The following is a 13,872-nucleotide window of genomic DNA, read 5'->3' as shown; positions in this document are numbered from 1 at the left end:
AGCGGAGTAACCGCCCGGCCGGTGATGGCACCTTGCCGTAGAGAAAGGTCACAGCCGAGGGTGACGTAAACGTCACGGGAACAGTTGATACCGAGAGGAAATCGAGGATGAATTGTTTCCGGGTGTGCCAGGGCGCTGGAGTTCAGCGACTGGACTGTCCATTCGAACGCTCGATCTCAGCGAATTGGCCTGACGATTGAAGGCGGGCCGATGCGCGCCGGCGCAGGGTCGTTCGGCGGTGAGGTGTCCGTGGCGCCTTCCACGCTGAATGGGTAAAGCGGGTTGCGCAGCGCAATGCCTTGAATCACGCCGATGATCTCGTTGAAGGGCACCGCCGGGCTGAGCAGGTAGCCCTGGATATAGTCGCAGCCATGTCTGAGTAGCAGCTCGAATTGCTCCTGGGTTTCCACGCCTTCAGTGACCACCTGCAAGTGCAGGGTGTGGGCCATGCCGATAATCGCCTGGACAATTTCGCTGTCGGCTCTGGATCTCGGGATGTCCTGGATAAACGAGCGGTCGATTTTCAAGGTGTTGAGCGGCAAGCGCTTGAGGTAGGCCAGGGATGAATAGCCAGTGCCGAAATCATCGATCGCCAGGGAGACGCCCAACGCACGGATTTGCCGCAACAGCGCCAGGGTGCTGCTGATATTGCCCATCAGTGCGTTTTCTGTGACTTCCAGTTCCAGGCGGTTGGCGGCCACAGTGGCGAAGCGCAGGGCGGCTTCGATTTCATCGGCCAACTCGTCCCGGGCCAGGTTCAGCGCCGAGCAGTTCACCGTCATGGTCAGTTCTGTGTAGCCTCGGTCAGACAGCAGGCTCAGATCATGACAGGCTTGGCGCAGTACCCAGTGGTCGAGCTCCGCGATCAGCCCGTTATTCTCGGCGATGCCGATAAAGCGGTCCGGTGCCAGCAGCCCGTGCTGCGGATGCTGCCAGCGCACCAGGGCTTCCAGGCGCGTGACCTTGGCAAGCTTCATGTCGAAGATCGGTTGATAGAACAGCACCAACCCACTGCGTGCGCGCAGGGCAGCGCGCAGCTCTTCTTCCAGCTGCAGTTCGAGGAACGCGCGGGTTTTCAGGTTGGAGCTGAAGAAGTGCAGGCTGTTGCGCCCGGCATCCTTGGATTGATAAAGCGCCAGGTCGGCGGTTTTCAACAGTTCTTCGCAGGTCTGGCCGTCGTCGGGGAACAGGCTGATGCCGATGCTGGTGGTCATCACCATGCGTCGGCCGGCCAGTTCGATGGGTTCTTTCATTTTCTGCATGATGCGCAGGGCCAAGTGCCGTGCTTCGTCGCGATGATGGATGTTGATCAGGATGCAGAACTCATCGCCACCAAACCGTGCGACCACATCCTCATGGCTGCGTACCGAGCTTTTGATATACCCGGCCAATACGGTGAGCAACTGGTCGCCAGCATCGTGCCCAAGGCTGTCATTAATGCGCTTGAAGTGATCTATATCGAGGAAGATCACCGCCATCATCCCTTTGTTTCGCGTTTTTTCTACGACTTTTTCCGCGAAAATCTGATTGAACCCGCGGCGGTTGAGCAGATTGGTCAATGCATCGAAGTGGGCCACCTGTTGCAGCGAGGCGCGAGCCTGGTCCAGTTCGCTGAGCAGCGCGTTGACCCGGCGCAGGTCATGCTCCTTGTGTTGCAGTTTTTTATCCGCCAGGGCTGCGCTGATACTGCTGCCGATCACCAGCAAAGTAATCACCGCCACCGACAGGCCCAGTTGAATCGGGTTGTTATCTACCGGCAGCGACAGGTCCGCATCATTGAGTACCAGCATTTGCATGGCGGCCATGCCTGTGAAATGCATGCTCAGGATTCCGGCGCCCAGCACCAGGCTGGCGGCGTATTTGAGCAATTGATGAAAGACCCCGGCACCGTTACGCAGGTAACTGGACAGCAGCAACGCCGCCAGGCTGGCACCGATGGCAATCGCCACCGACGCCATGAACAGTCGCGATTCAACGTACACCTGGGCCTGGGAGCGCATGGCCGCCATGCCCACGTAGTGCATCAGTGCGATGCCCAGGCCCATCCACACTGAGGCCAGCAGGTATTGGTGGGGCCGCACGTGGGCATGACTGAGGGTTTGCATGGCCAATAGCGCAGCGATCAGGGCGATCAGCAGGGAAGCGAAGGTCGTGAGAAGTTCGTAGTGAATGGCGACAGGGGCCTGGAAGGCCAGCATGCTGATGAAGTGGGTCGACCAGATCCCGCCCGCCAGGCAACCCGCTCCCAGCCAGCACCAATGACGGCGGGCGGTGGGGTTTTCGACATGGCCGACGCGTTCGGCCATGTCTAGCGTACCGAAACCCGCTGCGCAGGCGACCAGGTAGGCGAGCAGCACCAGAAAGGGGTTATGACTGCAATTGAGTAATAAATGCCCGCTGTCTGGAAGGTCGGTAAAAAAATGCTGACCCAGCCATTCCATAGCTTATCCCATCTTGGAGCCACGTCACTGCCAGAGGCGATGACCTATGACGTCGAGTATAGAAAGCCTCGTGGCATTTGCGATGAATAATGGCACTTTGATTTCAATGATTTTGGCATGCGACACATAACGTTTGGTGCTAAGCACTGATGGGCAATTCCAGTTCGAAGTGTTGCTCCTCAAGGGGGGCCAGGCCGAACGCGGCGCGCGCCGCATCGCAGTCGACATTTTGCACCCCCTGGCTCCAGGAAGAATCGAACTCGCGGCATACGCTGGAACGCTGTTCATAGATCGAGCAACTGGTTGCCTGCCCAACCTCACCTTCAAGGCTGCAACACCGCGCGGGCTTCTGGTCGGTACCGATCATCGCCACTCGGCTGGGGTTGATCTGCACCACCAGGTCATCGGGCACCGTACCCCCGGATGAGGCGCACTCGCCCCAAAAGAAAGACACACGAAAGTGTGAACAGCAGGCACCGCAATTCAGACACGGACTGGCTTCGGACATGGGCGTCATCGATAAGAAGGTAAGAGGAGGGTGCAACGGAAGGCTCGCCATTCTATCCGTGCCAAGGCCATTGGGAAGGGGGGCAAGCACTTATATTTTTGTGGGTGAAATCCCGCGTTATCGGGTGAAATCATGCCCTATCAGCTTTACGAATCATTACAGACAACCGCTGCCAGCCTGATTATGTTGCAGGTACCGGGCAGGATGCGTCGGGCATCGCAGCTCTCATAACAATAAAAGAGACGGACCCATGCAGAACTCGACCCAAGCGGCGAATGCCTGGCGCATTCTGTTCCTGCTGTTCCTCGCCAACCTGTTCAATTTCTTTGATCGCACCATCCCCGCGATCATCATCGAGCCCATTCGCATGGAATGGCACCTGAGCGACTTCCAGCTCGGGATCATCGGCACCGCCTTTACCATTGTCTACGCCATCGCCGGGCTGCCGCTCGGGCGCCTGGCCGATACTGGCTCACGCAGCAAATTGATGGGCTGGGGCCTGTTCGCCTGGAGCGGGCTGACGGCAGTCAACGGCTTGGTCGGCAGTTTCTGGAGCTTCCTGCTGGTGCGCATGGGCATTGGTATTGGCGAGGCCAGCTATGCGCCGGCTGCCAACTCGCTGATTGGCGACCTGTTTCCCGCCCACCGCCGTGCGCGAGCCATGGGCATTTTTATGCTCGGTCTGCCGTTGGGCCTGTTGCTGGCGTTCTTTACCATCGGCTGGATGGTCAAGGCTTTCGACAGCTGGCGTGCGCCGTTCTTTATCGCGGCGGTGCCGGGGCTGATCCTGGCGGTGTTCATGTTCTATATAAAAGAACCCAAGCGCGGCGCGGCGGAAACCGTGCAAGTCTCCCAGGAGCGCGTCGACCGCCCGATCCGTCGCGTGCTGGCAGTGCCGACCTTTCTCTGGCTGGTGCTCGCCGGGCTGTGCTTTAACTTTGCTACGTATGCGTGCAACTCGTTCCTGGTGCCGATGCTGCAACGGTATTTTCTGATGCCATTGCAGGATGCGGCTGTCGCGACGGGTGTGATTGTCGGTTTGACCGGCCTGGTGGGCTTGACCCTGGGCGGCTGGATTGCCGACAAGATTCATCAGCGGATCGCCAATGGCCGTCTGCTGTTTGCCGCGTGCAGCTTGATTATCTCCACGGTGACTACCGCCTGGGCCCTGCATGCCGGGCGTATCGAGATTGGCGTGTTTGTCTCGCTGTTCAGTGTGGGCTGGTTGTTTGCCTACAACTTCTACACCTGCGTTTATACGGCGATCCAGGATGTGGTCGAACCGCGCCTGCGCGCTACGGCAATGGCGCTGTTCTTTGCCGGTTTGTATTTGCTCGGCGGCGGGATGGGACCGATTGTGGTGGGCGGGCTGTCTGATCACTTTGCCCATTCGGCAATGTACGCGGCGGGAGCGGAGCAGATGACTGAGGCTTATAAAGCCGTGGGGTTGCATGACGCCATGTACCTGATTCCGGTGGCGCTGTTCTTGACCATGCTGTTTTTGTTCCAGGCGTCACGTAGTTTTGTGCGCGATGCCAAGCGCATGAAGGATGGGCTGAGTGGGGTTCAAGTGCCGGCTTCTGCGGTAACGGCATGAGACCGAGGTGACCCTATCGGGGGCAAGCCCCCTCCCACATTTGACCGAGTTGTCTGAACTCTACTCGGTCAGTGTGGGAGGGGGCTTGCCCCCGATGAGGCCCTCAAGACCAATAAAAAAGGCCCGCACTAAGCGGGCCTCCTAATTGGCAGCGAATGATCAGCCCGCCACCAACACCCGAATCGCTTCCAATCGCAGCGCCGCCTTATCGAGCATGGCCAAGCCTTGCTCGCGTTGATTGCGCAAGGCAACCAGCTCGCTGTCACGCACGGTGGGGTTGACCGCTTGCAATGCGGTCAGGCGCGCCAGTTCTTCGTCGGTGTCTGCGGCCAGACGACGCTTGGCCTCGGCCACACGCTCGGCGTGGCGCGGGGCGATCTTCTCTTCACCGGCGTTGATGCGCGGCGTGAGCTGATCGCGCTGGGCCTGTACGAACTTGTTGGCGCTGGCCCGTGGCACGCTTTCCAACTGGTCGTTCAAGGTCACGAACGACACGCGCCCCGACAGGTCATTGCCATTGGCATCCAGCAGGCAGCGCAGGGCGGCCGGTGGCAGGTAGCGACCCAGTTGCAGCGAGCGCGGCGCCACCACTTCGCTGACGTAGAGCAGTTCCAGCAACACAGTGCCCGGCTTGAGCGCCTTGTTCTTGATCAATGCTACGGCGGTGTTGCCCATGGAGCCGGACAGCACCAGGTCCATGCCGCCTTGCACCATCGGGTGTTCCCAGGTGATGAACTGCATGTCTTCGCGCGACAGTGCCTGGTTGCGGTCGTAGGTGATGGTCACACCCTCGTCGTCACCCAGGGGGAAGCTGGCGTCGAGCATTTTTTCGCTCGGCTTGAGGATCAGTGCGTTTTCCGAATGGTCTTCGCTGTCGATGCCGAAGGCGTCGAACAGGGTTTCCATGTAGATCGGCAGGGCGAACTGGTCGTCTTGCTCGAGGATGTCTTCGACCAGCGCATCGCCTTCACCGGCGCCGCCGGAGTTGAGTTCCAGCAAGCGGTCACGACCGGTGTGCAGCTCCTGCTCCAGGCGTTCGCGCTCGGCACGGGCTTCGTCGATCAGCGCTTGCCACTCGCCGTCGTCGGCAGCTTCCAGCAATGGCAGCAGGCGTGGGCCGAATTGATGCTGCAAGGCGTTGCCGGTCGGGCAGGTGTTGAGGAAGGCGTTCAGTGCTTCGTGATACCACTGGAACAGGCGCTGTTGCGGGCTGGTTTCCAGGTACGGTACGTGCAGCTCGATCACATGTTTCTGGCCGATCCGGTCCAGACGGCCGATGCGCTGTTCCAACAGGTCAGGGTGGGACGGCAGGTCGAAGAGCACCAGGTGATGGGAGAACTGGAAGTTGCGGCCTTCACTGCCGATTTCTGAACAGATCAGCACCTGGGCACCGAACTCTTCATCGGCGAAGTAGGCGGCGGCGCGGTCACGCTCCAGGATGTTCATGCCCTCATGGAATACCGTGGCCGGGATGCCGGAGCGCACGCGCAGGGCGTCTTCCAGGTCCATGGCGGTTTCGGCGTGGGCGCAGATCACCAGGACCTTGGTGCGCTTGAGCATTTTCAGTTGGTCGATCAGCCACTCGACCCGTGGGTCGAAGCGCCACCAGCGGTTTTCTTCCTCGATGTCCGGTTGCGCCTGAAAGCTGACTTCCGGGTACAGCTCGGCGTGCTCGCCCAAAGGCAATTCGAGGTATTCATCCGGGTTCGGCAGCGGGTAGGCGTGCAGCTTGCGCTCGGGGAAGCCTTGCACGGCGGCACGGGTATTGCGGAACAGCACGCGGCCGGTGCCGTGGCGGTCGAGCAGTTCACGCACCAGGCGGGCGCTGGCTTCGCTGTCGCCATCGTTGACGGCGGTGAGCAGGGCTTCGCCTTCGTTACCGAGGAAACCCTGGATAGTCTTGTGCGCGGCTGGTGACAGGCGGCCCTTGTCCAGCAATTCCTGCACGGCCTCGGCCACCGGGCGATAGTTCTCGCTCTCGGCGCGGAAAGCTTGCAGGTCGTGGAAACGGTTTGGATCGAGCAGGCGCAGCCGCGCAAAGTGGCTGTCCTGGCCGAGTTGTTCCGGGGTGGCGGTCAGCAGCAGGACACCGGGAATGACCTCGGCAAGCTGCTCGACCAGGCTGTATTCGGCACTGGCCTTGTCTTCATGCCACACCAGGTGGTGGGCTTCGTCGACTACCAGCAAGTCCCAGCCGGCCGCGAACAGCGCGTCCTGGGCCTTCTCGTCATCCACCAGCCACTCCAGCGCAACGAGTGCAAGCTGGGTGTCTTCGAACGGGTTGGTGGCATCGCTTTCGATAAAGCGCTCTTCATCGAACAGCGCGACCTGCAGGTTGAAGCGGCGGCGCATTTCCACCAGCCACTGGTGCTGCAGGTTTTCCGGGACCAGGATCAGCACGCGGTTGGCACGGCCCGAGAGCAGTTGGCGATGGATCACCAGGCCCGCTTCGATGGTCTTGCCCAGGCCCACTTCGTCAGCCAGCAAGACCCGAGGCGCGATACGGTCAGCGACTTCACGGGCGATGTGCAGTTGGTGCGCAATGGGTTGCGCGCGTACGCCACCCAGGCCCCACAATGACGATTGCAGTTGGCGGCTGGTGTGTTCCAGGGTGTGATAGCGCAGCGAGAACCAGGCCAGCGGGTCGATCTGCCCGGCGAACAGACGGTCGCTGGCCAGGCGGAACTGGATGAAGTTGGACAGTTGGGTTTCCGGCAGGGTGACCTGCTCGTTCTGCCCGTTGAGGCCGTGGTAGACCAGCAGGCCATCGACGTCGTCGACTTCCTGTACGGTCATTTTCCAGCCTTCGAAATGGGTGATGGTGTCACCCGGCGAAAACCTCACGCGAGTGAGGGGCGCATTCCGTAGCGCATACTGGCGGGTGTCGCCAGTGGCCGGATAGAGCACGGTCAACAAGCGCCCGTCCTGTGCCAGAACGGTGCCTAACCCCAGCTCTGCTTCGCTGTCACTAATCCAGCGTTGCCCCGGTTGATACTGCTGCGCCATGCTGCCTGACTCCCGCCGTGAAAAAGCCGACTATCTTAACGGAACAAGCCCCTGCGCCCAAGGACTCTGACAAAAACTACGCTGTTTGTGAGGTGCGCCGGGAGTTGAATCGACGGGTGGCGGGCACTTGCGAGTGTCGACTGGGTCACAGCTTGGCACGCCGGTGCTCAAGTCGCCTTGCCACCCGCCGACAGCCTGTTGATCAGGAGAATAACTATCATGCTTCCACCCATGCTGCCCGTCAGTGTTGTGCCGGTCACGTCGCAACTCGATCCGGCACGCCAGAAGCCGGATATTCCGCCGGTGGTACCCGTTCAACCGGGCTCCAATGAGAGCACCATCGACCTGAAGAAGGGCGATGCCGAGCAATCGACCTTTTTGCTGCGCGAAGAGCAACGCCGCCAGCAGGAACAGCAGAAACGCCGGCGCGAAGCCGACGATGAGGCGCAGCAGCACTTGCCCATTCCCGGCGACCTGCTCAACGCTGACAACACCGTTCCCGTGGCGCCGCTGATCGAAGACGCGCCGCGCCAGGGCTTGTGGGTGGATATCGAGGTTTAGTCGCTCAGTTCACCCAGGGCCGTCATCAGCTGCTCGATGTCGTCATCGGTGTTGAGCGGGCTGACGGATATCCGTGCAATGCTTGCCAGTCCGCGTGCTTGCATATCCAGCGGCGTATAAGCGATGCCATTGGCGCCGATGTTGATGCGCTTCAATCCCAGGCGTCGCTTGAGTTCAAAGCTATCCCAGCCAGCCAGGTTGAAAGCGATCAAACCTGAATGCGTGGTGCCCAAGTCGTGCAGGGTAATCTGCGGTAGCTGACGCAGTGCTTCGCGGATACGTGTGCTGGTCTGCGAGACCCTCTCCCACACCCGCTCGATCCCCCATCGATTGATCTCTTGCAACGCATTGCCCAAGCCTGCCAGCAAGGCGAAGGACACTTCGCTGGTTTCGAAACGCCGGGCGTCGTTGCGCAAGTCGAAGCCCTCGGCAGTCCAGGGGGCTGAAAACACGTCGCGCTGGACGGGGTTCAGGTGCTGGAGGAAATCAGGCCGTATATAGAGCAGTGCGGTACCGCGAGGCCCGCGCAGGTGTTTGCGACCGGCGGACTTGAGCACGTCGCACTGCAACGCTTGCACATCCACGGGCACCTGGCCGACGGCTTGGCCCGCGTCGATAAAGTAGGGGATGGCATGCCGCCGGGCTACCGCGCCGATGGCCTGGGCCGGGTTGACCAGGCCACTGTTGGCCGGTAGCCAGGTAAGATCGATCAGCTTCACATGGGCGTCGAGCATCGCCTCCAGTGCCACCGGGCAGACCGCGCCGGCAGCGTCACAGGGGATCACCTCCACCTGCGCGCCCGCTTGCACGGCCAGCGCCATGCTCGCCAGGTTGCCGCCCCATTCATGGCGACCCACCAGGATGCGGTCGCCCGGCTGCCAAGGCCCCAACGCCTGGAACGCCATATTCCAGGCCGTGGAGCCACTGCTGGTGAAGGCAATCGACGACGCCGGCGTATTGAGTAACTGTCCGGCGGCGCGGCGGGCTTTGTCCACCAGCACGGCGCCCCGTTCGCCGGCCTCCATCGGGCCGTCACGAGCTTCGTGGCGCAACTGCTCGATGATGGCATCTAGCGTCGCCTGGCTGGGCAAGGACGCCCCGGCGTGGTTGAAATGCACGATGCCCGACTGACACCCAGGCGTGGTGTCGCGCAATTGCTGGATGTCCAGCGCGCTCACGGTTGCAGCTCGAAAATGGCATCCACCTCGACGGCGACGCCGGCAGGCAAACTGCAGACGCCTATGGCGGTGCGTACATGTCGGCCCTTATCGCCCAGAGCATTGACCAGCAGGTTCGAGGCGCCATTGGCGACCACGCTCTGGCGCTGGAACTCGGCAGTGCTGGCGATGAATACGCCCAGGCGCAAGGTACGCGTTACACGCGACAGGTCGTCCCCCAGCGCATCGCTCAATTGCCCCAGCAGGCCCAGCGCCGCCAGTTCCGCCGCCTGTGTGCCTTCTTCATCGCTGAGGGAGTCGCCCAGGCGCCCGATGTAGGCCGGTTTACCATCGACCAGGGGAATTTGCCCGGAGATAAACAGTTGGTGTTGGCTGATGACATGGTTGATGTAGTTGGCCGCCGGTTGGCTGGGCGTTGGCAGTATCAGGCCGAGCGCGTGTACGCGTTGGCGGATCGAATCGGTCATGGTGAATCCTCCGGGTTCAGGAGGTTTGAGCATGTCGGTCGACGCGACGGCCGACAAACGGATAGATCTCAACCGACGTATCGAAAAAACTCACGCGTTGGCGCAGGTTTGCTTGAGCCACTGGCTGAAGCACTCGGCCGCTTGGCTGAGCGGGCCTTGGGGTGCGATCAGCCAATAGCCGATTTCGCTGTGATAGGGCGGCCAATCAAATGCCTGGACCAGGCTGCCGTTTTGGAGTCTGCGCTCGATCAGGCGGTGGCGGCCCATGGCGATACCCTGGCCGGCCACGGTAGCTTCGACCACAATGTTGTAGTCATGCAGCATGACGCGGGGGTAGGGGCCGAGGTCGACCTGGTAATGGGCAGACCAGTCCGTCCATTCGAAAGGGCGGTGTGAAGTCGCCATCAACAAGGCGCCATGGGGCGCCTGCATGGCCTTGAAACCCGGGCTGCACACCGGGGACAGGATTTCGGCCATCAGGCGTGTGGCTTGCACGTCGGGCCAGTCGCCCTTGCCGTAACGGATGGCGAGGTCAACCTCGGCTGTGGCGACGTTGGCCAGTTGGATCGCGGGCAGCAATTCCACCTGAATGTGCGGGTAGCGCTGGAAAAAGTCGGCCAGGCGCGGTGCCAGCCATAGCGTGGCGAACGATGCCAGCACGCCGATGCGCAGTAAGCCGGCGCTGGGGGCGGCCCGTTGGCTGCGAGTCGCCGCGCCAATGGCTTCCAGGGCCGGGCGGATTTGATCGTAGTAGTGTTGCCCGTCCAACGTCAGATCAATCGCACGGGTACGCCGGATAAACAGCGGCTTACCCAAATGCTGTTCGAGCTTATGCACCTGATGGCTCAGCGCGCTTTGGGTCACCGACAACTCGACCGCCGCCTTGATAAAGCTCAAGTGCCGCGCCACGGCTTCAAAGGCGCGCAGGGCCAGCAGCGGTGGAAGGTCGTTGTGCAAGGCCACCTGGGTGCGTCTCCTGGGTCGAGTGGAAGGTGCCGATTTTGGTCGATGCCCTGCATTTTGTCGCCCGCTGATTTGCCGTCGGGCGGGGCAGGCCGCATTATTGGGGTATTCCCGCCACGACGTAAGCCAAGCCATGAGTGATGACGATAAGCTGATTGACCTGAATGCAGAACGCGCCAAGCGTGTACACGACCTCAATGACAAACGCTTGAATGAAGTGCGCCAAGCGTTTGAACAAGCCATGCCCTTGGGAAAAACCAAGAAGAAGTCGAAAAACAAACCGAAAAAGCGTTGAAACAGCCTGCATCCATTGATGCAGGTCAGTTATTACCCTTCTTTACGCCCCGTTACGGGCGACATTGATCCTGATCAATTTCCCACTGCGCCTTCTCCATTAACTTAGCCCTATCGCAACAGGGCAAGTGCAGGAGGCCGGTCATGTTTATCGATAATGTGGTTTTTGCCGGAGTGCTGACTGTAAGCCTCATGGTGCTGTTTTTTGTAGGGTTTGGATTTTTTATCTGGAAAGACGCGAACAAGCGTAAAAAACCTTAGGTTTTTCCGGATTACATGGGCACGCAAGGCATTTTGGGCGACTTCGGTCGCCCTTTTTTTTGCTCTGCTTTTCTCTAACCGCGAATATAAAAAAAGGTGCGACCCTCGCGGATCGCACCTTTTTTATGGCCGGCTGGCTATCAGTTGCCCAATGCCTTGGACGCCAGCCAGAACAACCCGGCCGAGAGGCCAACGGTCGCCGGCAGGGTCAATATCCAGGCCATCAGGATGGTCTTGACGGTGCCGCCTTGCAGGCCGCTCTTGTTGGCGACCATGGTGCCCGCGACGCCTGAAGACAGCACGTGGGTGGTGGACACCGGCAGGGCGAAGATATTGGCGAAGCCGATCATGGTGGCGGTGGTGATCTGGGCCGACATGCCCTGGGCATAGGTCATGCCCTGCTTGCCGATCTTCTCGCCGATGGTCAGTACCACGCGCTTCCAACCCACCATGGTGCCCAGGCCCAGGGCCAGTGCGACCGCGAGGATCACCCAGAATGGGGCGTACTCGGTAGTAGCGGTCAGGTCTTTGCGCAGCTTGTCGAGGTCGGACTTCTCACGGGAATCCAGGCCTGGCAGCTTGCCGACTTTCTTCGCGGTGTCGTCCAGGCAGAGCAGGTAGCGACGTACTTCAATGCGGTGGTCGGCAGTCAGCGAGTGGTAGTCCGAAACGCCTTTCAAGGTGCCCAGCAGCGCGTTGATCGTCGGTTCGGTCTGCTGCGGGTTGCAGCGGAACTTGCCCGGCAGGTCATCCTTCACGCTTTTGCCCAGGGCCAGGAACTCGCCCAGGGTCTCGTGGTTACGCTGGTAGAACTGGTTCAGGTGCAGGGTCGCGTCGCGGGTACGCTCGATCTGGTAGGTAGTGCTGCCCAGGTCAAGGACGAACTGCGCCGGCACGATACCGATCAGCACCAGCATGATCAGGCCGATACCTTTCTGGCCGTCGTTGGAGCCGTGTACGAAGCTGACAGCCATGGCCGAAATCACCAGGACCAGGCGGTTCCAGAACGGCGGGTGTTTCTTGTCGTCGAGCTTGCGGCGCTGGTCCGGAGTCTTGTGCATCTTCGACAGCGGGCGCCACCACTTCAGGCCGATCAGCACCAGGGCTGCGACCAGGAAGCCGGCCATCGGCGAGAACACCAGGGACGCGCCGATATCCACGGCTTTTTGCCAGTTCACGCCGTCAGCCAGGGGGATGTCGTTGATCAGGGCATTGGCCAGGCCGACACCGAGGATCGAGCCGATCAGGGTGTGGGAGCTGGAGGCGGGGATACCGAAGTACCAAGTGCCCAGGTTCCAGGTGATCGCCGCAGCCAATAAAGAGAAGACCATCGCCAAGCCGTGGCCGGTATTCACATTGATCAGCAACTCCACCGGCAGCAAATGCACGATGGCGTAGGCGACTCCGACACCCCCGAGCAATACGCCGAGGAAATTGAACACCCCGGAGAAGAATACGGCCAGGTGTGGCGGCATGGCTTTGGTATAGATGACTGTGGCCACCGCGTTAGCGGTGTCATGAAAGCCATTGATGAACTCGAAGGCGAGGACAAAGGCCAGGGCGAGCAACAGGCTCACTAGAACCCAAGCATCCAGTCCGCTGAATAAATCGATCATGAAGGTTTTCTGACCCGGTCGTAAGGGGGCGCGATTATGCCAGAAAACATCGGTAATCGATGCATTAGCTGCTCATCGGTAACAATCTTCATTGAAAAAACCGCGCCAGGATGGACGCATCCCAGGGTTTTCGGGGCTTTGGCAAGTCTTTGATTTATAAAGCTCAGGCCGGAAAAGACCGGCGTTGGTCATGAAAATGTCATGCCTGAAACATTTGTATGAAATTTCGTTGGCGGCTGTAGGTTACTGACCGACGGACATTGCCCCATGGAGCCCTCTGCCAGTGGTGGACCGGCAGAGACAGCAGACCCTGGAAGCTCGAACGCAAGTGCTTATGGCTCTTCAGTCTTGAGTTCCTGTTCTATCTTTTGGATTTCCTGGGCAAAGGCTTGGTCGAGCAGGCTGGCTCGCTTGCGCCATGGCTTGCGTTCTGGCTCAGGTTGCGCGGCGTAGGTGGTGACTTCCCCGCCGTAGACGTCCTTGTAACGTTGCTCCTGGCGCTCAAGTTCCGCGCGCAGTTCATCTTTCGTCACAGTGTTACCTAATTGAGTTAAGTTTATTGATCGCACAGTGTCATGCCTGAAAGTCGTCCTCGGATGGTTTCAGGTTGAACAGTCGAACTGTTCAACTTGGAATGCAGACCTGAGGGCAGTTCTTTTAAGCGGGTATTGTGACCGTCGCTGCATACATGCCGCAGCGCCTGGCGAGCTCCAATTCCGATAGTGATACCGGGCTGACCTCTGCACAGGTTGCATTATAGCGGCGTATTTGAATAACACTATCACTACGAAGTTAAAAAGCGTCAACGCTGTGTGAGGGTTTTATTACATGCGGGTGCCAGTATGTGTGAACCCCGTCATGCTGATTTCTACGTTCATTCTAAATGGCAGGGTAAACGCCCACATTTTTCGGGTTTATCAGGCAAATCTGAGACGTTGGCCACAGGGTTCGCGCCAGTGCTGACCAAATTGCGATAATCG

General features: G+C 59.9%; 12 protein-coding genes. 4 read left to right on the top strand and 8 right to left on the bottom strand.

The features are described from left to right. Nucleotides 1-176 precede the first annotated feature (176 nt). Nucleotides 177-2,441 carry a putative bifunctional diguanylate cyclase/phosphodiesterase gene (locus tag BLU48_RS18505; protein WP_057021955.1) on the bottom strand — a complete coding sequence of 755 codons (2,265 nt, stop codon included), beginning with the start codon at nt 2,439-2,441 and terminating at the stop codon, nt 177-179. Nucleotides 2,442-2,580: 139 nt separating this feature from the next. Continuing rightward, nucleotides 2,581-2,949 (bottom strand): YkgJ family cysteine cluster protein, encoded by a 369-nt coding sequence (locus tag BLU48_RS18500; RefSeq protein WP_056847410.1) that lies wholly within the window; start codon nt 2,947-2,949, stop codon nt 2,581-2,583. Between the two features lie 250 nt (nt 2,950-3,199). On the opposite strand from BLU48_RS18500, the gene BLU48_RS18490 reads away from it, so the two are divergent. Continuing rightward, nucleotides 3,200-4,546, top strand: a complete 1,347-nt coding sequence (locus BLU48_RS18490; protein ID WP_057021956.1) for a spinster family MFS transporter — start codon at nt 3,200-3,202, stop codon at nt 4,544-4,546. Nucleotides 4,547-4,705: 159 nt separating this feature from the next. Here BLU48_RS18490 and rapA read toward each other — a convergent pair whose 3' ends face one another. Next, nucleotides 4,706-7,552 (bottom strand): RNA polymerase-associated protein RapA, encoded by a 2,847-nt coding sequence (gene rapA, locus BLU48_RS18485; protein WP_057012008.1) that lies wholly within the window; start codon nt 7,550-7,552, stop codon nt 4,706-4,708. A 219-nt stretch (nt 7,553-7,771) separates the two neighbouring features. On the opposite strand from rapA, the gene BLU48_RS18480 reads away from it, so the two are divergent. Further along, nucleotides 7,772-8,113: a hypothetical protein gene (locus tag BLU48_RS18480; RefSeq protein WP_057012007.1), complete on the top strand. Its 342-nt coding sequence runs from the start codon at nt 7,772-7,774 to the stop codon at nt 8,111-8,113. Here BLU48_RS18480 and BLU48_RS18475 read toward each other — a convergent pair. The 3 genes from BLU48_RS18475 to BLU48_RS18465 form a co-directional block, all read right to left on the bottom strand. Next, nucleotides 8,110-9,291: an aminotransferase class V-fold PLP-dependent enzyme gene (locus BLU48_RS18475; protein ID WP_057021957.1), complete on the bottom strand. Its 1,182-nt coding sequence runs from the start codon at nt 9,289-9,291 to the stop codon at nt 8,110-8,112. The two genes, BLU48_RS18480 and BLU48_RS18475, sit on opposite strands and share 4 nt — an antisense overlap. Beyond that, a complete protein-coding gene (locus BLU48_RS18470; protein ID WP_057021958.1) occupies nt 9,288-9,758 on the bottom strand; it encodes a RidA family protein in 471 nt (156 codons plus the stop codon). The genes BLU48_RS18475 and BLU48_RS18470 overlap by 4 nt, the downstream gene beginning before the upstream one ends. A gap of 90 nt (nt 9,759-9,848) precedes the next feature. After that, on the bottom strand, nt 9,849-10,721 hold the full coding sequence (locus BLU48_RS18465) for a LysR substrate-binding domain-containing protein (RefSeq protein ID WP_057021959.1): 873 nt from the start codon (nt 10,719-10,721) through the stop codon (nt 9,849-9,851). 133 nt (nt 10,722-10,854) lie between these two features. Between BLU48_RS18465 and BLU48_RS32060 the strand changes: the two genes are divergently transcribed. Both BLU48_RS32060 and ccoM read left to right on the top strand, forming a co-directional pair. After that, the gene (locus tag BLU48_RS32060; protein WP_164484814.1) at nt 10,855-11,016 is read left to right on the top strand and encodes a hypothetical protein; all 162 of its coding nucleotides are present in this window, start codon (nt 10,855-10,857) and stop codon (nt 11,014-11,016) included. 143 nt (nt 11,017-11,159) lie between these two features. Further along, nucleotides 11,160-11,276 (top strand): cytochrome c oxidase subunit CcoM, encoded by a 117-nt coding sequence (gene ccoM, locus BLU48_RS32565; protein WP_017530457.1) that lies wholly within the window; start codon nt 11,160-11,162, stop codon nt 11,274-11,276. A 140-nt stretch (nt 11,277-11,416) separates the two neighbouring features. On the opposite strand, the gene BLU48_RS18460 is transcribed toward ccoM, so the two are convergent. Together BLU48_RS18460 and BLU48_RS18455 are read right to left on the bottom strand one after the other, a co-directional pair. Next, the gene (locus BLU48_RS18460; RefSeq protein WP_046071347.1) at nt 11,417-12,892 is read right to left on the bottom strand and encodes an inorganic phosphate transporter; all 1,476 of its coding nucleotides are present in this window, start codon (nt 12,890-12,892) and stop codon (nt 11,417-11,419) included. A gap of 332 nt (nt 12,893-13,224) precedes the next feature. Then, a complete protein-coding gene (locus tag BLU48_RS18455) occupies nt 13,225-13,425 on the bottom strand; it encodes a hypothetical protein (RefSeq protein ID WP_003189295.1) in 201 nt (66 codons plus the stop codon). Nucleotides 13,426-13,872: the final 447 nt, after the last annotated feature.

Source organism: Pseudomonas synxantha, assembly GCF_900105675.1.
Lineage (GTDB): Bacteria > Pseudomonadota > Gammaproteobacteria > Pseudomonadales > Pseudomonadaceae > Aquipseudomonas > Aquipseudomonas synxantha.
Note: the sequence above shows the minus strand (reverse complement) of the source record. Positions and strands in the feature narration are given on the sequence as shown.

Bases quoted from the DNA above. Each gene is read 5' to 3' on its own strand.
- BLU48_RS18470 (WP_057021958.1), bottom strand. From the start codon at position 9,758: ATGACCGATTCGATCCGCCAACGCGTACACGCGCTCGGCCTGATACTG.
- rapA (WP_057012008.1), bottom strand. From the start codon at position 7,552: ATGGCGCAGCAGTATCAACCGGGGCAACGCTGGATTAGTGACAGCGAA.
- BLU48_RS32060 (WP_164484814.1), top strand. From the start codon at position 10,855: ATGAGTGATGACGATAAGCTGATTGACCTGAATGCAGAACGCGCCAAG.
- BLU48_RS18490 (WP_057021956.1), top strand. From the start codon at position 3,200: ATGCAGAACTCGACCCAAGCGGCGAATGCCTGGCGCATTCTGTTCCTG.
- BLU48_RS18500 (WP_056847410.1), bottom strand. From the start codon at position 2,949: ATGTCCGAAGCCAGTCCGTGTCTGAATTGCGGTGCCTGCTGTTCACAC.
- ccoM (WP_017530457.1), top strand. From the start codon at position 11,160: ATGTTTATCGATAATGTGGTTTTTGCCGGAGTGCTGACTGTAAGCCTC.
- BLU48_RS18505 (WP_057021955.1), bottom strand. From the start codon at position 2,441: ATGGAATGGCTGGGTCAGCATTTTTTTACCGACCTTCCAGACAGCGGG.
- BLU48_RS18480 (WP_057012007.1), top strand. From the start codon at position 7,772: ATGCTTCCACCCATGCTGCCCGTCAGTGTTGTGCCGGTCACGTCGCAA.
- BLU48_RS18460 (WP_046071347.1), bottom strand. From the start codon at position 12,892: ATGATCGATTTATTCAGCGGACTGGATGCTTGGGTTCTAGTGAGCCTG.